The 22,010-nt window shown below is 60.2% G+C and carries 21 protein-coding genes; 10 read left to right on the top strand and 11 right to left on the bottom strand.

Annotation, left to right across the window (positions count from 1 at the left end; all coding sequences use genetic code 11):
* The first annotated feature begins 16 nt into the window (after positions 1–16).
* The 8 genes from ACL2XP_RS15875 (at position 17) to ACL2XP_RS15840 (ending at position 8,838) form a co-directional block, all read left to right on the top strand.
* Positions 17–1,615, top strand: coding sequence for an ABC transporter substrate-binding protein (locus ACL2XP_RS15875; protein ID WP_413733789.1), 1,599 nt, complete (start codon positions 17–19; stop codon positions 1,613–1,615).
* Positions 1,616–1,713: 98 nt separating this feature from the next.
* Positions 1,714–2,730 (top strand): ABC transporter permease, encoded by a 1,017-nt coding sequence (locus tag ACL2XP_RS15870; RefSeq protein WP_413733788.1) that lies wholly within the window; start codon positions 1,714–1,716, stop codon positions 2,728–2,730.
* Positions 2,731–2,735: 5 nt separating this feature from the next.
* On the top strand, positions 2,736–3,647 hold the full coding sequence (gene ddpC, locus ACL2XP_RS15865; protein ID WP_413733787.1) for a D,D-dipeptide ABC transporter permease: 912 nt from the start codon (positions 2,736–2,738) through the stop codon (positions 3,645–3,647).
* The gene (locus ACL2XP_RS15860) at positions 3,647–4,672 is read left to right on the top strand and encodes an ABC transporter ATP-binding protein (protein WP_413733785.1); all 1,026 of its coding nucleotides are present in this window, start codon (positions 3,647–3,649) and stop codon (positions 4,670–4,672) included. The genes ddpC and ACL2XP_RS15860 overlap by 1 nt, the downstream gene beginning before the upstream one ends.
* Positions 4,669–5,610 (top strand): oligopeptide/dipeptide ABC transporter ATP-binding protein, encoded by a 942-nt coding sequence (locus tag ACL2XP_RS15855; RefSeq protein ID WP_413733784.1) that lies wholly within the window; start codon positions 4,669–4,671, stop codon positions 5,608–5,610. Before ACL2XP_RS15860 ends, ACL2XP_RS15855 begins: the two co-directional genes overlap by 4 nt.
* 204 nt (positions 5,611–5,814) lie before the next feature.
* Positions 5,815–6,972 carry a serine hydrolase domain-containing protein gene (locus ACL2XP_RS15850; protein ID WP_413733783.1) on the top strand — a complete coding sequence of 386 codons (1,158 nt, stop codon included), beginning with the start codon at positions 5,815–5,817 and terminating at the stop codon, positions 6,970–6,972.
* A 396-nt stretch (positions 6,973–7,368) separates the two neighbouring features.
* Positions 7,369–7,809 (top strand): RcnB family protein, encoded by a 441-nt coding sequence (locus ACL2XP_RS15845; RefSeq protein WP_413733781.1) that lies wholly within the window; start codon positions 7,369–7,371, stop codon positions 7,807–7,809.
* A 354-nt stretch (positions 7,810–8,163) separates the two neighbouring features.
* Positions 8,164–8,838 carry a MarC family NAAT transporter gene (locus tag ACL2XP_RS15840; RefSeq protein ID WP_413733779.1) on the top strand — a complete coding sequence of 225 codons (675 nt, stop codon included), beginning with the start codon at positions 8,164–8,166 and terminating at the stop codon, positions 8,836–8,838.
* A 148-nt stretch (positions 8,839–8,986) separates the two neighbouring features.
* Here the strand turns inward: ACL2XP_RS15840 and gap are convergent, their stop codons facing one another.
* The 9 genes from gap to ACL2XP_RS15795 all read right to left on the bottom strand — a co-directional run bounded on the left by gap (position 8,987) and on the right by ACL2XP_RS15795 (position 17,973).
* Complete coding sequence (gene gap, locus ACL2XP_RS15835) at positions 8,987–9,988, bottom strand: type I glyceraldehyde-3-phosphate dehydrogenase (RefSeq protein ID WP_413733778.1); 1,002 nt, start codon at positions 9,986–9,988, stop codon at positions 8,987–8,989.
* 278 nt (positions 9,989–10,266) lie between these two features.
* Positions 10,267–10,989 carry a DJ-1/PfpI family protein gene (locus ACL2XP_RS15830; protein ID WP_413733777.1) on the bottom strand — a complete coding sequence of 241 codons (723 nt, stop codon included), beginning with the start codon at positions 10,987–10,989 and terminating at the stop codon, positions 10,267–10,269.
* Positions 10,990–11,065: 76 nt separating this feature from the next.
* Positions 11,066–12,070: an ornithine cyclodeaminase family protein gene (locus ACL2XP_RS15825; protein ID WP_413733775.1), complete on the bottom strand. Its 1,005-nt coding sequence runs from the start codon at positions 12,068–12,070 to the stop codon at positions 11,066–11,068.
* A gap of 22 nt (positions 12,071–12,092) precedes the next feature.
* Entirely contained in the window at positions 12,093–13,046 is a 954-nt protein-coding gene (locus ACL2XP_RS15820; RefSeq protein ID WP_413733774.1) for an ABC transporter ATP-binding protein, read from the bottom strand.
* A gap of 5 nt (positions 13,047–13,051) precedes the next feature.
* The gene (locus ACL2XP_RS15815) at positions 13,052–13,696 is read right to left on the bottom strand and encodes an ABC transporter permease (RefSeq protein WP_413733772.1); all 645 of its coding nucleotides are present in this window, start codon (positions 13,694–13,696) and stop codon (positions 13,052–13,054) included.
* Complete coding sequence (locus tag ACL2XP_RS15810) at positions 13,693–14,343, bottom strand: ABC transporter permease (protein WP_413733770.1); 651 nt, start codon at positions 14,341–14,343, stop codon at positions 13,693–13,695. The genes ACL2XP_RS15815 and ACL2XP_RS15810 overlap by 4 nt, the downstream gene beginning before the upstream one ends.
* Positions 14,343–15,890 (bottom strand): HAL/PAL/TAL family ammonia-lyase, encoded by a 1,548-nt coding sequence (locus ACL2XP_RS15805; RefSeq protein WP_413733769.1) that lies wholly within the window; start codon positions 15,888–15,890, stop codon positions 14,343–14,345. Before ACL2XP_RS15805 ends, ACL2XP_RS15810 begins: the two co-directional genes overlap by 1 nt.
* 22 nt (positions 15,891–15,912) lie before the next feature.
* A complete protein-coding gene (locus ACL2XP_RS15800) occupies positions 15,913–16,803 on the bottom strand; it encodes a glycine betaine ABC transporter substrate-binding protein (RefSeq protein WP_413733767.1) in 891 nt (296 codons plus the stop codon).
* 249 nt (positions 16,804–17,052) lie between these two features.
* A complete protein-coding gene (locus tag ACL2XP_RS15795) occupies positions 17,053–17,973 on the bottom strand; it encodes a LysR substrate-binding domain-containing protein (protein WP_413733765.1) in 921 nt (306 codons plus the stop codon).
* A gap of 140 nt (positions 17,974–18,113) precedes the next feature.
* Between ACL2XP_RS15795 and ACL2XP_RS15790 the strand changes: the two genes are divergently transcribed.
* On the top strand, positions 18,114–19,112 hold the full coding sequence (locus ACL2XP_RS15790; RefSeq protein WP_413733763.1) for a hypothetical protein: 999 nt from the start codon (positions 18,114–18,116) through the stop codon (positions 19,110–19,112).
* 78 nt (positions 19,113–19,190) lie between these two features.
* On the opposite strand, the gene ACL2XP_RS15785 is transcribed toward ACL2XP_RS15790, so the two are convergent.
* A complete protein-coding gene (locus ACL2XP_RS15785) occupies positions 19,191–19,877 on the bottom strand; it encodes a DUF1847 domain-containing protein (RefSeq protein ID WP_413733761.1) in 687 nt (228 codons plus the stop codon).
* A gap of 412 nt (positions 19,878–20,289) precedes the next feature.
* On the opposite strand from ACL2XP_RS15785, the gene ACL2XP_RS15780 reads away from it, so the two are divergent.
* Positions 20,290–21,231 (top strand): aldo/keto reductase, encoded by a 942-nt coding sequence (locus ACL2XP_RS15780; RefSeq protein WP_413733760.1) that lies wholly within the window; start codon positions 20,290–20,292, stop codon positions 21,229–21,231.
* Between the two features lie 91 nt (positions 21,232–21,322).
* On the opposite strand, the gene ACL2XP_RS15775 is transcribed toward ACL2XP_RS15780, so the two are convergent.
* The gene (locus tag ACL2XP_RS15775) at positions 21,323–21,943 is read right to left on the bottom strand and encodes a GntR family transcriptional regulator (protein ID WP_413733759.1); all 621 of its coding nucleotides are present in this window, start codon (positions 21,941–21,943) and stop codon (positions 21,323–21,325) included.
* Between the last annotated feature and the right edge of the window lie 67 nt (positions 21,944–22,010).

Genomic DNA, 22,010 nt, shown 5'->3' with positions numbered 1-22,010 from the left:
TTTCAGGAGATTGCACATGAGCAACACGACAGCAATAACCGCGCCGGCCCTCCCGGCCCGCCGCCTGTTCACCCGCCGCCTGTTGCCGGCGGCCCTGCTATGCGCCCTGGCCGGGGCCCTGTCGCCGGCGCAGGCCGCGGTGCCTAAGGATATTTTAGCGATCGGCAAGGCGGCGGACCCGCAAACCCTCGACCCGGCGGTCACTATTGATAACAACGACTGGACGGTGACCTATCCGGCCTACCAGCGCCTGGTGCAATACAAAACCGAAAACGGCAGAGGCTCGACCCAGGTGGAAGGCGAACTGGCCGCGAGCTGGACCGCGTCGGACGACCAGCTGGTTTGGACCTTCAAGCTCAAGCCGGGAGCGAAGTTCGATGACGGCGGCGACGTGAATGCCGAGGCCGTGAAGTGGTCCTTCGACCGCTTGATGCAGATCGGCCAGGGCCCGTCCGAAGCCTTTCCCAAAGATATGCAGGTGGCGGTCATCGACCCGATGACCGTGCGCTTCACGCTGACGACGCCGTTCGCGCCGTTCCTCTACACCCTGGCCAATGACGGCGCGGGCATCGTCAACCCCGCCATCGCCAAGGCGCACCCCGACGACGGGGGCAAAGCCTGGCTGGCCGCCAATACCGCCGGTTCCGGCCCGTATAAGCTGGAACGCTGGCAGAAAGGGCAGCAGTTGGTATTGGTGCCCAACCCGCATTACAACGGCCCGAAACCGGCGTTTAAACGCGTTACGGTGAAAATTATCGGCGAAAGCTCTTCCCGCCGCCTGCAGCTTTCCCGCGGCGATCTGGATATTGCCGATTCCTTGCCGGTGGACCAACTCGCGGCCCTGAAGAAAGAAAATAACGTGGCGGTGGAGGAATTTCCGGCGCTGCGCGTGACTTATCTCTATCTCAATAATGCCAAAGCGCCGCTGGACAACGCCGATTTCCGCCGGGCCATCTCCTGGGCCACGGACTATCAGGGCATGGTCAAAGGCATTCTGGGGGGCAACGGCAAGCAAATGCGCGGCCCGATTCCCGAGGGCATGTGGGGATTTGATGCCGCGGCGATGCAATACCAGCTGGACCCGGCCAAAGCCAAGGAAGCCCTGGCGAAAGTCACGGACCGCGGCCAGACGCTGGACTTCCTCTATTCGGATAACGACCCCAACTGGGAAGCCATTGCGCTCTCCATGCAAGCCACGCTCGCGTCCGTGGGCATTAACGTCAAGCTGGAAAAGCTGGCGAACGCCACCATGCGCGATCGCATCGGCAAAGGGGATTATGACATCTCCATCGGTAACTGGAGCCCGGACTTCGCCGACCCCTATATGTTTATGAATTACTGGTTCGAATCCGATAAAAAAGGCCTGCCCGGCAACCGTTCTTACTACAGCAATCCGGCCGTGGACCACTTGTTGAAACAGGCGGTCGCGGTAGCCGATCAGAAACAGCGTACGGATTACTACCAGCAGGCGCAGAAAATCGTGATCGACGAAGCGGCCTATGTTTACCTGTTCCAGAAAAATTATCAGGTGGCGATGAACAAGCAGGTGCAGGGGTTTGTATTCAACCCGATGCTGGAACAGGTGTTTAACGTAGGGCAAATGAGCAAGAAATAACCGAACCCGACATCGCGGCCCGAGTCTGCGAAGCCATCCGCGGGCACTGTTTACCCGGCCTGGACGCACCGCGCGCCCAGGCCGGCGAGGGGACATCTATGACGTTCTGGACCATTATCCGCCAGCGCTGCTGGGGGCTGGTGCTGGTGATGCTGGGGGTATGCGTCATCACCTTTATCATCTCGCACCTGATTCCGGGCGATCCGGCCAGGCTGCTGGCGGGGGACCGCGCCGGGGAAGATATAGTGCGGCATATCCGCCAGCAGCTGGGGCTGGATCGGCCGCTTTATATCCAGTTCTATCATTATGTCGACGACCTGCTGCATGGCAATCTCGGCACCTCAATCCGTACCGGCAGGCCGGTGCTGGACGATCTGCGGGCTTTTTTCCCGGCGACGCTGGAATTGGCGCTCAGCGCCCTGTTGCTCGCCATTATGCTCGGCGTGCCGCTGGGCGTGTTGTCCGCGGTGTACCGTAATCGTTTTCTGGATCATATCGTGCGTCTGCTGTCGGTGGTCGGCATTTCAACGCCGGCGTTCTGGCTGGGGCTGGGCGTGATCATGTTGTTTTACGGTCATCTTAATGTGCTGCCGGGCAGCGGCCGGCTGGACGATTGGCTCGATCCGCCGGGCCATATCACCGGCTTTTACGTGCTCGACTCCCTGCTGACCGGTAATGCGGATACCCTGTGGAATAGTTTGCTGCATCTGGCGATGCCCGCGGCGACGCTGGCGTTTGTGCATATGGGCATCGTCGCGCGGCAAATCCGTTCGGCGATGCTGGAGCAGATGGGGGAAGATTATATCCGCACCGCGCGGGCCAACGGCCTGTCCCGCTGGCGGGTGATCCTGCGCCACGCGCTGCCCAACGCGCTGATCCCCTCGGTGACGGTGCTCGGTCTGGCGCTCGGCGATTTACTTTATGGGGCGGTGCTGACCGAAACGGTGTTTGCATGGCCCGGCATGGGGGCCTATGTGGTGAACTCGATCCAGGCGCTGGATTTTCCGGCGGTAATGGGATTCGCGGTGGTGGTGTCGTTCGCGTATGTGATAGTCAACCTGCTGGTGGATTTACTGTATGTATGGATCGACCCCCGTATCGGCAGGGAGGGATGAACCCGATGTCTATGCTTGAACCCGGCATTAAAGGAGATCGCGGCGCGATCGTCCCCCCTACCGCCGCGCCGCGTTTTGCCCGCTGGCGTAAAACCGGTTATTTGCTGAGCCGCAGCCCGCTGACGCTGATGGGCGCGGCGATTATGCTTATCGTGCTGCTGCTGATGGTGTTTTCGCCGTGGCTGGCGCCCCTCGACCCCAACGCCATCGACCTGGCCGCCCGCCTGCAGGCGCCCAGCGCCGCGCACTGGTTCGGCACCGACGAAGTGGGGCGCGACCTGTTCAGCCGCGTGCTGGTCGGCAGCCGGCAGTCGGTTACGGCGGGACTGGCCGTGGTGATCCTGGCCGGGACCCTCGGCTCGCTGCTCGGCTGTTTTTCCGGGGTGATTGGCGGGGTGGTTGACGCGCTGATCATGCGCTGCATGGATATTATGCTGTCGGTGCCGTCATTGGTGCTGACCATGGCGCTGGCGGCGGCGCTCGGGCCAAGCCTGTTCAACGCCATGCTGGCGATTGCGGTGGTGCGTATTCCTTTTTATGTGCGCCTGGCCCGCGGACAAACGCTGATGCTGCGCCATCTGGCTTATATGCAGGCGACCCGCACCTTCGGCGCGTCGCGCTGGCATCTTATCACCTGGCACGTATTGCGTAATGTGCTGCCGCCGCTGGTGGTGCAGGCATCGCTGGATATCGGGACCTCGATCCTGATGGCGGCCACGCTGGGGTTTATCGGCCTCGGCGCCCAGCAACCGACCGCCGAATGGGGCGCCATGGTGGCCAACGGCCGTAATTATATTCTCGATCAATGGTGGTATTCGGCATTTCCGGGCATGGCCATCCTGATTACCGCCACCGGTTTCAACCTGTTCGGCGATGGCCTGCGCGATCTGCTGGACCCGAAAGGGAGGGGACGATAATGATGAATACGGCCACGATAACACCACCCGCCGCGCCTGAACCGGTGCTGGACATAGACAACCTGCAACTGGTCTTTCCGGTCTACGGCGGGCAGGTGAACGCGCTCAACCAGGTGTCATTGCAGGTGAATGCCGGGGAAATCGTCGGCGTGGTCGGCGAATCCGGGTCGGGTAAATCCGTCACCGCCATGATGGCGATGCGCCTGCTGCCGCCGGACGGTTTCAGCGTCACCGGCGGCAGGCTGCGCATGCTGGGCTTGGATGTGGTGAACGCCAGCGAAAAACAGATGCGCGCCCTGCGCGGCGCGCGGGTGGCCATGATTTTTCAGGAACCGATGAATTCGCTCAATCCCACGCGTAAGATCGGCCGGCAAATGTGCGAGGTAATCCGCCTGCACCAGGGGCTGGATCGCGCGCAGGCGCAGGCGAAAGCCCTGAGCCTGCTCCAGGAGATGCAAATCGGCGATGCCGGCCAGGTAATGAACCGCTATCCGTTCGAGCTGTCCGGCGGCATGCGCCAGCGGGTGCTGATCGCCATGGCGTTCTCCTGCGAACCCGAGCTGATTATCGCCGACGAGCCCACCACCGCCCTGGACGTGACCGTGCAGCGCCAGGTGCTGTATCTGTTGCAGCAAAAGGCGCGTACCAGCGGCACGGCGGTGCTGTTCATCACTCACGATATGGCCGTGGTGTCCCAGCTGTGCGATCGGGTGTATGTCATGTATGCCGGCCAGGTCATTGAAAGCGGCGCCACCGCCGAGGTTATCACCCATCCGGCGCACCCATACTCGATCGGCCTGCTACAGGCCGCGCCGGAAAACGCGCAGCCGCGCAGCATGCTCAAAGCGATCCCCGGCACGGTGCCCAATCTGGCCGATTTGCCGCCGGGCTGCAATTTCCGCGAGCGCTGCCCCCACGCCGATGAACAATGTTTACACGCGCCGGCGCTGCGGCCGCTGGACGGCGGACGGCAACAGGCCGCCTGCTGGCATCCGCAGCGGACCGGGCAGGAACGGGGGGTATGATGGAAGAATCCTTGCTGGAACTACAGGATGTGCGGGTACATTTTCCGGCCGGTTATAACTGGCGCGGCAAACCCAATGCGTTCGTGCATGCGCTCAATGGCCTGGATCTGCGGATTATGCGCGGCGAAACGCTGGGCATTGTCGGTGAATCCGGCTGCGGCAAGAGCACGCTGGCGCAATTATTGATGGGGCTGCAAACGCCAAGCAGCGGCCGGCTGCTGCGCATCCGGCAGGACGGCTCCTGGTTTGGCTCCGGGATGCAGATGGTGTTCCAGGACCCGCAGTCATCCCTCGACCCGCGGTTGCCCGTCTGGCGCATTATTACCGAGCCGGTCTATGTGCAAAAACATAACCCCGCGGCCGAGCGGCGGGCCCTGGCGGCCGAACTGGCCGCGCAGGTGGGGATTCGCGCCGGGTATCTGGACCGGTTGCCCCATGAATTTTCCGGCGGCCAGCGCCAGCGTATATCCATTGCGCGCGCGCTGTCGTCCGAGCCGGATATTATTGTGCTCGATGAACCCACCTCGGCGCTGGATATTTCGGTCCAGGCGCAGATCCTGAATTTGCTGGTGGCTTTACAGCGCCAGCGCAATCTGACCTTTGTGCTGATTTCCCACAACGTCTCGGTCATCCGCCATATGAGCGACCGCGTGGCGGTGATGTACCTGGGGCAAATCGTCGAGCTGGGGCCCGCGCAGCGGGTGCTCGGCCAGCCGCAACATCCCTACACCCGGTTGCTGCTCGACTCGGTGCCCCGGGTCGGACGCTCCCTGGCCGAAGGGCAGGCGGATCGCAAAAGCGAATTGCCCGGCAACCGCCATCTGCCGCAGGGCTGTTTTTTCCGTGAACGCTGCCCGTATGCCGGCGCCGGCTGCCAATTGCCCCAGGAACTGCGGCTCAATGCGTCCGGGACCTCGGTGCGCTGCCACCGGGTCTGAGCCGGTTATGTCGGGAGTCTGGATTAACTAACCATTTACGGCGGCGTTTTATTATTTCTATCGCTCGAACAATAGCTTATTATGCCGCACATTTCTGCCACGGCCGTTATTCCGGCGGATGGCGTTTCAGCTTAGTATCATGCGTGTTTGGCGGTAATGATAAAAAAAATCAGGCGGGTAGCATTAGCGTGCGTGGGAATTTTAATGCAGTGCGCCTGCGGGACGTTATCGCAAACGCCCGTTGATACCTCAAGCGCCGCCAGCCGGGAATTTGCCGCCAGCGGCGACCTGCGCGCGCAGGTGGACAGCCTGGCCCTGCCGTTGCTGGCCGCGAAGCAAACGCCGGGGCTGGTGGTCGGCGTGTTGCAAGGGGATGGGCAAAAAACCACCTTTGGTTACGGTGTCACCGATAATCCGCGCGGCGATCGCATCAGCGGCGATACGCTGTTCGCCGTCGGTTCGGTGAGCAAAGGATTTATTGCCGAAGTGACGGTGGTCCTGGTGCATAAAGGGGTGTTCCGCTGGGATGAAACGCTGGCGGCATTGCTGCCTTCAACCGTGCCGCTGAGCGCCGATGCGCGCAACATTACGCTGCTGCAATTAGTGACCCATACCTCGGGCTTGCCGAGGCAAATGCAGTCAGTGGAAATACTGACTTCATTTATCCATTATCTGTTTACCGGCGAGAATTTCTATCATTCATTGGATAATGAAAAGATGCTGGATTATCTGGCTGATTTCCATAAGCCGGCGAAAGTTGAACCGCGCTACTCCAATTTAGGTTATGCGCTGCTGGATTATATCTTGCGCCAGCGTACCGGTAAGAACGTTAATCAGCTGCTGGTGGAAAATATTACCCAGCCGCTGGGCTTGACCCATACCGGCTATAATCAGCAACTGTTGCCCGGCTATGCCCAGCGCGCCATCGGCCATGCCGGCGACCAGCCAAAATTTATCCGCCGCGGGCAGCCGGTGCCCGACTGGCATTTCTCCTCCTGCATGGTGGGCGCCGCCGGCCTGTATACCAACGCGAACGATCTGCTGACCTATGCCCAGGCCCATATGCGGTCCACCGGGTATCCGGCGCTGGATTGCGCATTGCAGGACTCGCTGACCGTGCGTTTCGACCGCACCAAACAAGCGGCGGCCATCGCCTGGATCGTCGACGACGTCGGCAACCAGCGCATCACCTACCAGGTGGGGTTTATCGGCGGCTATTCCAGTTATATCGGCCTGGATCTGCGGCACAAAACCGCCGTCGTGGTGCTGCAAAACAGTTTTAACTGGACCAATAATATCGGCCACCGCCTGTTGCAGCGCATGGGCGAAGCCGCGGATGAAAAGGCGGCGGCTTCCCGGTAGCCGCCGCATGCGGGGGCCGGTTTTATCCATGCGGATCTCGGCCCGTTAACATCAAATATCGAGCGGAAATTTTTTAATTATCTGGCCTTTGCCCGGCTGGCGGCGCCGAAAATAAAACCCGGCGGCAGGGCGCAAAATCGGTTGGTCATGCTTTTTTACAAAAATTCCCTTCGTCCGGCGGCATATTTCTTTATCTTCTATACCGGAGCTTTGATGCGACTGAACGGACGTGACCGGCCGGCCGCCGGGATCGCGAAATCATCACGCCACTCATTACGAAAGTGCGGCTCGGAAACACAAATTTTTTTTATAACATTCTATTATATGGCCATTACAATGATTTTTTTGCCGGGAAAGATTGCTTACCGGGAAAGATAGCTACTATCTGGAGACACTATGGGCAAGCCGCAGGTCGCATTATTTTCAGCCGTTTTATTCATTGGGGCGTTGCCCTGGGTCGCTTCATCCTCTGCCGAAACCGGCCAGGAAACCGCAGCCTTGCCCCAATCGGCTACGCCTTCACCGAACGCAGCTTCACCAAATACGCCTTCGCCGAATACCCCTTCACCGGATTCGCCGCCCACTAATCCCCCGGCCGTAAAGTCCTATGAGATTCAGTCTTTTTATGTCGATTCCCGGCAGTTCAAGATCGGCGACGTGGTGCCCGACGTCTATCGCACCAAGCCCTATGAGATCGCCGAATGGAATAAACGGAACCTGCCGGCGCCGCAAGAAAACAGCCATTGGACCTATATGGGCGGCAATTATGTTCTTATCACCAACGACGAAGGCAAGATTTTGCAGGCCGAGTCCGGCGACATTTTCTTCCAGATGTAACCGCTCATCGCGGCGGTCCGGCGTTTGGGCGCGCTGCCGCCAGGCGGGGGCCGTATCGCCCCTGAAGCGCGCCGGCGAAATACGCGCCATCAAAACGCCGCGGCGTCCCGGACCGTTCCGGGGCGCTTTTTATTTAATCAGCATTATTAATAGTTAATTTTTCACATTTATTAGCGCGATATCACAACACGCAATAAATATTACTCCGCGCTGGCAATAATACGGATATCACATCTCGACGGCTGGCGTTTAAAGCAGCTATCGGCCACGGCCGCGCAGCTGCGGAAGGTAATGTGAAAATTTTCATGATAAACTATTAGCCGTATGTTCATTTAATTTTCCGAGGTGGGCCTCATGTTAGGACTTTCCCAATTGTTGCAAGCGGTAACCTTGGGTCTGGTTTTGCTTTTGCCGTTGGTTAATCCGTTAACATCGGTTGCGCTGCTATTAAGCCTTTCCGGCAACATGACCTATCAAGAGGTAAAACGTCAGGCGTTGATGGCCTCGATTTATGTCTTTTTCATCATGGTGGTCGCCTTTTATGCCGGCCAGCTGGTCATGAACACCTTTGGTATTTCTATTCCCGGCCTGCGTATCGCAGGGGGGCTTATCGTCGCATTTATCGGTTTTCGCATGCTTTTTCCCCACGCCAAGCATGAAAAATCCAGCATCGTCGATGCCAAGCATCATGAGATGATGAACGAAGGTTCGGAAAGCATTGCTTTTGTGCCCTTGGCCATGCCCGGCAGCGCCGGCCCCGGCACCATCGCCATGATTATCAGTTCGGTTTCGACCCTGAAAGATAATTCGCTGGGTTTCGAAAGCTGGGTGTTGCTTATCAGTCCGGTTATTACCTTTGCCACCATTTCATTAATTCTTTGGATTTGCCTGAACGGTTCTGGTTTTATTATGCGATTAATCGGCAAAAGCGGCATCGACGCCATCTCAAGATTAATGGGTTTTTTGCTGGTGTGCGTGGGAGTGCAGTTTATTATCAATGGGGTATTGGAAATAGTCGCCGAACATTAACGTATTCGTGATTATTTTTTAATTATACGATTTATCCGATGTTATCCCGCCATGACGTAAATATTATTTATCGACGCCGCCAGTTTTTTCGCTGTTAACCCCCTCCCTAATTTTCTCCTGGCGGAGAACACCCGGGAGAGGGGGGTAATCAGTACGCCGCCACTTTATCCAGTACGCGTACTAATTGGGTGACGAAGCCATACTCATTATCATACCAGGCGACGGTTTTCACCAGTTGCAGATCGCCCGCTTCGCTGACTTCCGTCTGGGTTGCGTCAAATACCGAGCCAAAGTGCGTGCCGACGATATCGGAAGAGACAATTTCTTCTGCGGTATAACCGAAAGATTCGTTGCCTTCGGCCGCTTTTTTCATGGCCGCATTCACGTCCTCGACGGTGACTTTTTTATCCAGCACCGAAACCAGCTCGGTCACCGAACCGGTGAGGGTCGGCACGCGCTGGGCATGGCCTTTCAGTTTGCCCTTGAGTTCCGGAATAACCAGGCCAATCGCCTTCGCCGCCCCGGTGGTATGCGGGATAATGTTTTGCGCCGCCGCGCGGGACGCGCGCAGATCTTTACCCCGCGGGCCGTCAACCAGCGACTGCGTGCCGGTATAGGCGTGAATCGTGGTCATGGTGCCCACTTTGATGCCAAAACTGTCGTTAAGCACTTTGGCCATCGGCGCCAGGCAGTTGGTGGTGCAAGAGGCCACGGAAAGGATGGTGTCTTCAGCCGTGATGGCGTCGCTGTTCACATTAAACACGATGGTTTTGATATCCCCGGCCGGAGCGGAAATCAGCACTTTTTTGGCGCCGGCGTCCAGATGGGCCCGGGATTTTTCGCCGGAAGCATAAAAACCGGTGGATTCAACGACAATCTCCACGCCCAGGGTGCCCCAAGGGATGTTTTTGGCCTCTTTCTCGGCATAGACGGCGATTTTCTTGCCGTTAACGATAATGGCATCGTCGGTGTAATCCACCGTGCCCTCGAAGTGGCGATAGCTTGAATCATACTTTAACAAATAGGCCAGCACCTTCGGCGAGGTCAGGTCGTTAATCGCGACGATCTCCACCTCGCTGTTGGTCTCCAGAATCCGGCGCAACACCAAACGTCCAATGCGACCAAAGCCATTAATCCCGATCTTTTTCATAAGCTAATCCTCATAAATAAAGTACGTTAATAATATCCATCTGCATTTTGTGCGCGCGCCGCGCGCGGTTAGTCAAGACATGTTCAATCCGGCGATGACTTAACCAGAGGAGGGTACCCGTGGAGAGTACCAAAGGGGAGTAAGTCAAGGGATGCTTGTCAAAGCGATGCGTCCTGACGGCCAATCCGATAATCTTACAGATTAGCCCAGATTTTGCCGATCCGAAAATGCCTTTCGTAACGCGACGTAAGGAGGCCAACCGGCGTAGCGCCGGGTCTTTACTTGCCGGGCACAGGGGGGAAAGGGACGCCGAGCTTGGCGGCCACGCGCCGGGCGGTCGCTTCCCGCTGCCCGGTAATGTCGGCCAGCGACGCCCGCGCTTGCGCGAGGATGGCGGCAGGCGCGGTCTCAGGCGTACCGCTGTCGAAAGGCGGTTGCGGCGCGTAGACCATATGCAGCTGTATGGCTTTGGCTTCATCGTCGCCGCGCAGTTCGGCCGCGAGCCGCAAGGCGCCATCGATCCCGGCGGTGACGCCGGCGGCAAAGATCCAGTTGCCGTCCACCACCACTCGCTCATTGACCGGGATTGCGCCGAAATACGGCAGCAGGTGAAACGACGCCCAATGCGTCGTGGCCCGTTTGCCCCGCAGCAGGCCGGCGGCGCCGCACAGCAACGCGCCCGTGCAGACCGAGAATACCGCCCGCGCGCCCGCCGCCTGCTGCCTGATCCAGCCGAGCACCGCGTCGTCCTCCATCAGGGCTTCCTGGCCGCGCCCGCCGGGGATATGCAGCACATCCAGCGGCGGGGCGTCAGCCAGCGCCGCATCCGGCGCGATCCGCAGTCCCTTGATATCGCGGATGGTAGCGGCCGTTTTGCCGTAGAGGCGATAGGTCGAGTTCGGAATGCGCGACAACACTTCGAAGGGACCGGTCAAATCAATTTGGTCGATTCCCTCGAACAGGAGGGAACCTATTTGCAGGTGGGTGCCGTGTGGGACCATGTTATCTCCGGAACAATGTGGTTGAAAGGGCGGCTACGCCAGGCGCCGGCGCAACCGATACATCCGTCCGAGGCGATTATGCGTAGCGCAGCGTCTGTCCAATGCCCAAGCCGCGGGCTTTTTCCAGCATCGCATGACCCAGGGCGATATCGCTGAGGGATAATCCCCGATGCCAGAACAAAATGGTTTCATCATCGCGTTCGCGGCCGGTTTTATGGCCGGCGACAATCTGCCCCAGTTCGGCATGCAGCGTCTGCTCGCTGAGCTTGCCCGCTTCAACATGGGCCCGCAGCGATCCGAACAACCCGCCTTTGCATTGCCCCCAGTCGTCCACCACCATTTTATCCATAATATCGGTGAGCGACAGCTCGACCGCGCTCATGGTGCCGTAAGGCACCACCAGGGCGCCGGGTTTGATCCAGGCGGTTCTGAGCAAAGGCTCCGGCTGCTGCAACCGGGAGGCCTCCACCACGATATCCGCGCCTTCGACGCAGCTGCGCCAATCGGTGGTCACCGTGATTTTTTTACCCAGATCCTGCTCCAGGCGGCGGCCAAAGGCCTCCTGGCTTTCGGGCCGGCGCGAATGAATGCGGATTTCATCAAAATCGAACAGGCTGTCAAGCAGGCGGACATTCCAATAAGCGGTGCCCCGCGCGCCGATATGGCCGAGGATTTTGCTGTTCTTGCGGGCCAGGTGCCGGGCGCCCAGCGCGGTAATGGCCCCGGTGCGCATATCGGTTATGGCCGAGGCATCCATAATGGCCACCGGCATGCCGGTGCGCGGATTGAACAGATTAAGCATCGCCATCTCCGAGGGCAGGCCCAGGGTATAGTTATCCACGTAATCCCCCACCACTTTGACGCCGGCGAGGTTGAGGGGGGCGATATAGCCGCGCAAAACATTAAAATGGCCGTTAAACGCCGGGTCCGGAATCAGATGCACGCGGGGTTCGATGACCGTTTGCCGATTGCCCTGCGCCAGCAGCCCGGCTTCCACCGCCGCCAGGATTTCGGCATCGGTCATCGCCAGCTGCGCGATATCCGGCCCGTTGAGGTAGCTTATATTGACGTGTTCGGTCATGACATTCCCTTAGCGGCGGCGCTCAGGCCGCGCATAACGTTTGTTGATAGGTAAAAAGTTGTTGGCGGCCCAGTTCGCCCAGCAGGTTATGTTGGCCGTCCTCCACCCGCACGCCGTGGGCGTCATGGGCCAGCATCAGCGCCAGGGCGTCCTTGAGGGTCGCTGCGGCCGGTATCGCCAGGACATAAGCGCTGTGCGCCGCCGGGGACATGGCGTGGGCGACCGGGGTCAAGGCCAGCAGTTTTAATGCGGCGTCGCTGCCGATAAACGCCGCGACGAAGTCATCCGCCGGCTGGCTGAGAATCGCGGCCGGGGTAGCATATTGGCAGAGCCGGCCGTCGCGCATGATGGCGATGCGATCGCCCATGCGGATGGCTTCGTCCAAATCATGGGTGACGATGACCACCGTCTTTTTGACCCGCTGCAGGATTTGTTTAAATTCCTGCTGCAGGCGGCCGCGCACCAGCGGATCGATGGCGCCGAACGGTTCGTCCATCAGCATAACCGGCGGATCGGCGGCCAGCGCGCGCGCGACGCCGACCCGCTGGCGCTGCCCGCCGGACAGTTCGGCCGGATAGCGCCGGCGATCGCCGGCCGGGTCCAGCCCCACCAATTGCAGCAACTCATCCACCCGCCGCGTGATGCGATCCGCCCGCCAGCCGAGCAGGCGGGGTACGGTGGCGATATTATCCGCCACGGTCATATGCGGAAATAAACCGACGTTCTGGATAACATAGCCGATATGGCGGCGCAGTTGCACCGGGTCCACGGCGGTGACGTCCTCGCCGTTGACCCAAACCCGCCCGCTGCTGGCTTCTTCCAGGCGGTTAATCAGCCGCATGGTGGTGGTTTTACCGCAGCCGGACGGCCCGATCAGCGCGGTGGTCGAGCCTTCGGGAATCTCCAGCGTCAGGCTATCCAGCGCTTTGTGGGCTGAGCCCGGGTAAATTTTGGTGATATTTTCAAGCCTAATCATATGCTTTACCCTTTTGGGACGTGCCGGAACCAGATCTTTTCAACGGCGGAAAACAGTAATTCGGCGCCAATGGCCAGCAAAATAATCGGGATGGCCCCGACCATCAGCCGCGACATATCCATAATGGCGATACCGGTGGTCACAAAGTCCCCGAGGCCGCCGCCGCCGATAAAAGAGGCCAGCGCCGCGCCGCCGATCACCTGCACCGCCGCGGTGCGGATGCCGGCCAGAATGCCGGGGGCCGCCAGCGGCAGGATCACCTGGCGCATCACTTGGGCGCCGGTTAGCCCCATCCCCCTGGCCGATCGCAGAATATCCTGGTCGATGGACTGAATACTGGTACAGGTATTGAGCAGGATCGGCGGTACCGCCAGCACGATCAGCGCCACGACCGAGGGCATCAGGCCTATGCCGAGAAACGGCAGGGCGGCGGCCAGGATCGCCAGGCTGGGAATGGTTCTTAAGGTATTGGCGATGCTGGTGGCGATAAACGTGGCCCTGGGCGATGCGGCGACCGCGATACCGATCGGTATCGCCAGCAGCAGCGAGCACAACAGGGCCAGCGCGCACATCAGCAAATGCTGTTGCAGCGCCTCGGTAAACTGTCCCAGGTTATTGCCAATCCAGCGCCATGCTTCAATGAATATCATGCCGCCGCCTCCCGCTGCGAAGAGGCCGGGGGCGTGCGCCGCGCCAGGCGACGCTGCACCAGCAAGAACAGCGCATCAACGCCCACCGCCAGCAGGGAGGTCAGCCCGCCGCCGATCAGGATTTTTTCCGGATAACGCTGATCCAGCCCGGCGAAGATAATGGTTCCCAGGCCGCCGGCGTTGATATAAGCCGCTACCGTGGCGATACCGATCAAGGTGGTGGTGGCGATGCGCAGGCCCGTGATGATAAACGGCAGGGCCAGCGGCAGCTCGATTTCCCACAGCATGCGCCAGTAGCCGTAGCCCATGCCGTGGGCGGCATCCAGCACCTCCGGGGCGATGGCATGAAAGCCGGTGGCGATATTGCGCACCAGGATCATCAGCGCATAGGCCGTCAGGCCGACGATGGCCGGCAGTACGCCGATGCCGAGCCACGGGATGAACAGCGCGAACAACGCCAGGCTGGGGATGGCGAACAGCATGCCGGTGAAGGTCAGCACCAGCGCGTAGGTTTTGGGGCGTCTGGCGCTCCAGATGCCGAGGATCATGGCGATGATAAAAGCGCAGCTCATCGACACGCCCACCAGGAAAAGATGTTGCAGCAGCGCCATGCCGATATCGTCCAGGTGTTTAGGGGCCCAACGCATTAGTTTATCTCCAGCAAATATTCGCCCGGCGCCAGCCAGCCGGCGGCGCAAAGGGCGCCGGCCAGGGTTTCGATATCCCCGGCCGTGGAACGATCCTGGTCGAGGGGGGCGACCAGCGCGCGCACCCGCTGATAAATCGCCGCGCTGCCCCGGCCGGGCCGGCTTATCTGCGCGCCGCGCAAATCGACGGCCTGGGCCGCGACCATCAGTTCAATCGCCACCAGGTAACGCAAACTGTCCGCCAGCCGCGTCAGATTGGTGACCGCCGCCATCGACTGGGACGCATAGTCCTCCACCCGATCGGCAACGGCGACGGTAATGGCCGCCATCGGATTGGCATGATGGACAATATCGCTGGCCAGGGCCGACACCGTTTTTTGCAGGGCCGCGAAGCCGGCCTGTCCGGCATGGGGCGTCAGGAAGCGCGGCAAACCGCTGGCGCCGGCGGACATGAGCTTCATGATGCGTTCAGCGGCGCAGCTGGCCTGGCGCGCCAATGCCAGCCCCAGCGTTTCGCAGGCCAACGCCAAATGGGTGGCATCGAAATTGGCGTTGGCCAGCGCCGCGCCCGCCGCCGGTATCAAGGCCGGATTATCGTCGGAGCTGTTAAGTTCCAGTTCGGTGGCCTGCCTGGCGTGGATAAAGGCCTGGCGCACGCTGGCCATCACCGAGGCCGCGCAGCGGAAACTCAGCGGGTCTTGCAACAGCCGGGCGCCGCCGGGCAGGCATAATGACCCGCCGGCCAGCAGCGACAGTAAATGGGCGCAGGTTTCCCGATGGCCCGGCAGGTCGCGGATCTGATTAACCCAGGGGGACAAGGGGGAAATATTGGCCCTGAAGGCTTCAAAGGACAGGGCGATCGCCCCCGCCTGCGCATTGACCACCTGCGCGATATCGGCCAGCGCCAGGGCCGCCATGCCCACGCTGGCGGCATTGGATGAAACCAATGCCAGGCCATCCTTGCCGGTCAGCGACGGCAAAACCAGGCCGGCGGTCCGCGCCAGCGTTTGGATTTCGTGCATCTCATCATGGTATTCCGCCAACCCGTCGCCGGCCAGCGTCCTGCCGATATGGGCCAGCGGGGCCAAATCGGCCTCGCCGATCGACCCTATCAGCGGCACCCGGGGATGGATGCCGATATTGAGCATGGCCATCAGTCCCTGCGCCACGGGCAGCGATACCCCCGAATAGCCTTCCGCCAGGCCGGAAAGCCTGGCCAGCATCATGGCCCTGACCTGATCCCGCGCGGCGGGCTGCCCCACGCCCACCGCCCGGGCCAGCGGGATACGCTGCTGGATGCGGTGCAGCAAATCGATATCCCGCCCCCCGTCCGGAACGGCCAGCACCGCGGTATCGACCGCGGCGCCCAGGCCGGTGGTGACGCCGTATATCGTGTCCCCGGCCTCGATGCGCTGATAAAGCAAGTCAAAACCCTGCTCGATACGCCGCCGCGCCCGGGAACTCAGCGACAGAGGGAGATGTTCCCTGGCGACCTTGACCACCGTCGCCAGGGTAACCGGCCGGTCGCCGCCGAGAACAAACGTCATGCCAAGGCCCGCGGGGTATTAATCATGACTTCACCACGCCCTTTTCACGCAGGAAGGCTGCGGCCACGTCGGCCGGCTCTTCTTTATCTTTCTCAACGGCGGCGTTCAATTTCTGCATGGTGCCGTTATCCAGCAGTTGGCTGACGTTATTTAATACCGCTTCGGCGTTGGGATAAGCCTTCAGGGTTTGTTCGCGCACCACGGGGGCGACGAAATAGGGAGGGAATAAGTGCTTATCATCGGTCAGGGAGACATATTGCTGGTCGGCGATTTGCCAGTCGGTGGCAAAGCCGTTCGCCACGTCGATTTGCCCCGCCGCCAGGGCATCATAGCGCAGGCCTACCTTGGCGAACTGACGGAATGATTTGAATTTAATGCCGTAGACCTGCTCCAGGCCTTTTAGGCCATCCTGGCGATCGCCGAATTCCGCGCCGGCGCCGATGGTCAGTTCCGGCGCCGCTTTCGCCAGATCGGACAGGGTGCGGAGGTGATATTTTTCGGCGGTTTTTTTGCTGACTAACAGCGCATAGCCATTGTTAAGCTTGGCGGGGGCCAGCCAGGTCAGGTGATATTTTTCGGCATAAACGTTTTTCACGGTTTGATAGACTTTATCGGGGTCCGAAGACATTTCGCCCTTGACCACCGCGCTCAGCGCGGTGCCGGTATATTCCGGGTACATATCGATATCGCCTTTGACCAGGGCGCCCTGGGCAATCAGCGTGCCCCCCAGGTTGATTTTTCTCTCTACCGGAATGCCGGCCTGCTCCAGGGCCGAGGCGTAAATTTCCGCCAGGATGTATTGCTCGGTAAAGCTTTTGCTGCCGACGATAAAATCCGCCGCCTGGGCAGAGCTCGCGACCGTAGTGCTTAATCCCGCCAGTAACGCCAAAACCTGTTTTATGGTGGTTCGCATGGTAATCCCCGAAGTAGAGCGATGGTTGTGAATAGACATGTATATACAATAACTGTGCCAAAGAAATTATTAACTTAATAATCAAAGGGTTGTTTTTTACGATTCGTGAATGAACGAAAATCGGCCGTTTGAAGCACTAAGAAGATGCAGCCCAACCTACGAAAATAGGGCAAAAGGGTAGCGAAAGTGAAATTCGTTTTAGGAATAATTCATAACTAATTGGATCTTGCGCTGTTTTTACCCGCTGGTTTAGCGGGCGTTCGCCGGGGCGGAGGCGGGGGAAATGAGGGCCATAGCCTGCGTAATCCAAAATTTCAATTGCCGCACATCTTCCCGCAGGGCCTTGTCCTTGGTGGTGACGAAGTAATACCTGCCGCCCGGCAGGGCAAACTCGAACGGCACGGCGAGGATATTTTTATCGATAAAATCCTGGGCCAGCAAGCTGCTGACGATGGCCACGCCTTGCCCCGCGATGGCGGCCTGGATGGCGTGGGTTTCATCGGTGAAATGCAGGCCGGCATCGATATTCAACTCCGGCGGGCCATAAAGATCGCGCCAGTGCCGCCAATCGGGCGACGGCTGCGGGATATGGCGGTTATCCACGTGAAACAGCGGCCTGGCGGTTAACTCCGCCAGTCGGGTCAGGCCAAGCGCCGGACTGGCCACCAGCACGAAAGCGTCCTCGTACAACAACGTCGCATCCAGGCCGTCATCGGCGGCCATGCTGTAGCGGATGGCCGCATCCACCGTATTTTGGGCCAGATCGACCAGCTCGGTGCCGGTATGCAAACGCAAATCCAAAGACGGACAGCTGGTTTTAAGCCGGGCCAGGCGCGGCACCAGCCAATGAGTGAGAAAATTTGAGGTGGTGGTCAGCGTCAGGGCCGGGGGCTGCTGGGCAGCATAAATGTCGTTGACCGCCGCCTGCAAGTCGGCGAAGGCCCGCTGCGTTGCCTGCCGTAAGCGCCCGCCCGCGGCGGTCAGGGTCACTTCCCGCGCGCTGCGCGCGAACACCGGCGTATTCAGCGATTCCTCCAGCACGCGTATCTGGTGGCTGACCGCGGTGGGCGTGACGCCAATCTCATCCGCGGCCCGTTTGAAGCTGCCGTGGCGGGCGACCGCGTCAAAGGCTTTCAGTGCGCCCAGCGGCGGCAGGCGTTTATTTTTCATGCTGAGATATTTTCATCCTTGACTGAAATCTATGACGTTGATAAGGCCAAAATAAGCCGTGTAAGCTGCATTTGCAATAGCGGGATAGATGAACTCAGTTTATCTTCGTCCCCCCGATGTCCAGTGCAGGAACCACCACCATGATGCGAATGCTGAACGAAAATCACGGTCGCCGCCGCCCGGTTTTATTGCCGGAAACGATCTACCCGCTGGCGCTGATGGCGCTGGCGGGAATGCTGTACGCGCCCTCATTCTGGCCGGCGATCTATGGGGGCGGCGGCGCGGCGGGGCTGGCGCTGCTTTGGCTGAGCCAGCGAGCGCAAACCGCGCCCGCGCGGACCGGATCGGCCCGCTATTCTTCCCTGCTCGCCGCGCTGGCGGCGCTGGGCCTGCTGTTTGCCTTGGGCTGCTGGGCGCAGCGGGGGTTGAACCATCCGCTGACCCACGCGGGCAACGGTATTGCGGCGCTGTTGCTGCTGCTGGCGGGGCTGAATGAAAAATACGGCCCGCGGCCGTGGGTGGCGCGGACGCTGCGCGCCCAGCGGCAAGCCTTGTCCTGGTGCTGGGCCGGCGCGTTTTACACGGCGGGCGCGGGCGCGGCGCTGTTTTTGTTGCCGGTGTTAATGCGCGAGCCGGGGTTAGCCAGGGAAATCGCGCCGGGACCCGCGGGCGGAACCCCGGCGCTATCGTCGCTATCGCCGCTGGCGCTGGCGGCCGCGGCCGGGTATTGGTTAAGCGCAGCCTGGCTGCGCCGGAACGCGGCGGCGACCTTGCTCAACCGCGGGCTGCTGAGCTGCGCACTGGGCGTCGGTATCCTCTGGCTGAATATGGATTATCCGCAGGGGTGGTTTAGCCTGCTGCCGGCGCAATTGCTGCTCGGGCTGGGGCACGGCATAACGTTACGTACGCTGCCGCTGGCGGTTGCCGGGCGCAGCGCCCCCGAACTGCGCCCGGCGGCCGTCCGCCTGCTGGCCGCGATGCAGTATGCCGGCGGCGCGGCGGCGGCGGGCATTACCGTGATTGTGCTGACCCTTTATCCCGGCGCCCGGGGATATGCCTGCGCCTTCGGCCTGCTGGCGGCGCTTTGCCTGTGCGCCGCGGTGGCGGGGCTGATGGCGCAGGAACCCGCGGCCGGCTAACGCCGCCGCCGCCCCGCAAAGCGATAGTGCAGCACCCATGCCGGGGTATGGCGCATTCCTGGCCGCTAAAGCGCCGGCCTAGCCGCGGGGCGGCAAGGCCGTGTTATCGGCGTCATTCAATTTAACGCCCTCGTGCAGGCGTTTATAATAGGAATGACCGGTATTAAGCGCGCCGATGGGATTATGGGCCAGCACCCGATCTTTCACGATAAGATAGGTTACCGGCGCGTCGGAGTGTTTCATAAACAGCGAGTCGTGGCCGACGCACAGCCCGCTGATAACATTCAAATCCGTCTTTTCTTGATTGCATAAATTGGCCTGCATAACGGGATTACACATGGCCTCGAAACCGCCCGGCCTGATTTTATCCCGCTCGGCGATGCCGACGCTGCATTTATCCTGGGAACCGACCTTGCACAGTACGCCGAACACGGCCAAATCATTTGCCCGCAAAATGCCGGCAAAAATCCTGTTCTCTTGAATCAGCCCCGCGCATGAGGCGATGCCGATTTTTTTTGCGCCTATTTTCTTGGCGAAAACCACGATTTCTTCCACCCGGGTTAATTGGCCATAATACTGGCCTTCCACTTGGGCGGATGCCAGCATGATTTTATTTACCCACGGATCGTTATCATAGGTATCAAGGCTTTGCCGTAAAACGGCGCCGTTGCCCGCGGCGGTGGTCAGGCACTTGCGGGGGAATTCGCTGTCGCGGGTCTGACAGTTAAGAAAGTTACATTCTGTACAGGTAAATTTGTTTGCCATCGCGGCTTCCTGATAGTTATGCCAACACCTTTCCCTCACAACTATAAGAATTCCCTGGGGTGAATAAACCAACTATAACGCATAAAGGTAGTAAAATAATGGGTATCGGCTGGCTGCTATCAGTGGCGCCCTATCAGGCAGGTCATGCGGTTGCGTAATTGACGTTATTCTCCGGATCGCCGCCGGATAATATGATCCGGATCAATGCGGAAATACCCCATTGCGCAGCGGCAGAGTGATAAAGATAATTACCGCATAACGTTATTGGTAATAATACCAAAGAAGAGGGGGAACGGACTTTGCGCGCTTATTCGCTATTATGGCTGCGTCCGATCGCCGTTTTATCGGCCGGTATCGGCTATATTAATCTCTCAAGCCGCGGTTGTTGGTCTTCAAGCGGGGAGGGCTTAAGATGCCGATGCTGACGCGCCGCCGATTGTTGCGCTTCGGCGCCGCCTGCGGGATTCTGGGCGCCGGCGGCTGGTTCCCCTACGGGGCCGATGCCGCAATCCCGCAACCTACGCCAGGAGCGCCGCCGATGCCGACCCGACTCATCCCGTCCTCGCGCGAAGCGCTGCCCGTAATCGGGCTGGGAACCTATCGCGGCTTTGATGCCGATCCCGGCAGCGCCGCTTATGCCCGGCTTCCGGGGGTGCTGGATGCGCTGCTGGCCGCAGGGGGCAGCGTCGTGGATAGTTCCCCGATGTATGGCCGGGCGGAGCGCACGCTGGGGGAGTTACTGGCCGTCCGCCAGCCCCGGCCCCCGGTATTTATCGCGACGAAAGTCTGGACCACCGGCCGCGCGGCCGGCATTCGGCAGATGAACGATTCATTCCGTTTGCTGCAAACCGAGCGCATCGACCTGATGCAGATTCATAATTTACTGGATTGGCAAACGCACCTGGCGACGCTGCGGGACATGAAGGCGGCGGGCCGCATCCGTTATGTGGGCGTCACCCATTATTCCTCCGCGGCTTATGATGAGCTTGAGGCCGTGCTCAAGTCCACGCCGCTGGACTTCCTGCAAATCAACTATGCGCTGGACGATCGCGCAGCCGAACGGCGGCTGCTGCCTGTGGCCCGGGACCGGGGGGTGGCGGTTATCTGCAATACGCCGTTTGGCGGGGGCGGCCTGCTGCGCCGCCTGGCGCCGCAACCGCTGCCGGCGTGGGCCAAGGACGTGGGCGCGGCGTCATGGGCGCAGCTGGCGCTGAAGTTCATCCTGGCCAATCCGGCCATAACCTGCGTGATACCGGGCACGGGCAATCCGCAATATATGGCGGAAAACGCGGCGGCTGCGACCGGACCGGCGCTGACGCCGCAGCAGATACGGGCGCTTCTCGCATTCGCCTGATGTTTGGCGGCCTTTATTCCAGCGTAATGATTCCAGCGTAATCACCCGCCGCGGCAGCCGGCCCAGCCGCTGGCCGGCGCTATCGCCTGGCTTATTCCGGCTGCAGGATATGCTGCGCGATCAGCGCCGCCAGCCTTGGCGCATCCCGGCCGCGAATGGCGTCCACCATGGCGAAATGCTCGCTGGAGGATTGCTCGATCCTGGCATGTGAGCTCCATTGCCCCAGCGGCGCGGACGGCACCCGGCTGCGCAAATCAAAAATCAGCTCCACCATATCCTGATTCAGGCAAGGCGCCAGCAGCGCCCGGTGAAAAGCCATATTGGCCTCGTACTGCTCAAGCAGGGTGCCCTTCCAGGTGGCGTCGGCGAACGCCTGCGCGCAGTCCACCAGCCGCGCGATGCCCTGCTCGCTGATATTGTCGACGATATCCGGCGCGGCGGCGCATTCCAGAATGCTGCGGATGGCCGAAATATTCTTGCGCTGCTGCATATTGGGGGCATAGACGTGATAACCCTTGTTGGGCTCATGCTGCACCAGCCGTTCAATCACCAGTTGATCCAGGGCGCGGCGCACGTCGGCGCGCGTGCAGCCATAACGTTCCGCGAGCTCCGCCTGTTTAAGCCACATGCCTGCGGTAAATTCGCCGGTATTAATATCCTTGGCGATATCGTTGGCGACATTGGCGGATGCGCCGGGCTTGCTTTGCTTCATGGTTTTACGTCCTTAATGACCGGGCTGTCGGCGACTTCCAGCATTATAAGTACTTTTGCGGAACCTG

The organism is Sodalis sp. RH21 (assembly GCF_047324175.1).
Classification (GTDB): domain Bacteria; phylum Pseudomonadota; class Gammaproteobacteria; order Enterobacterales; family Enterobacteriaceae; genus Acerihabitans.
Note: the sequence above shows the minus strand (reverse complement) of the source record. Positions and strands in the feature narration are given on the sequence as shown.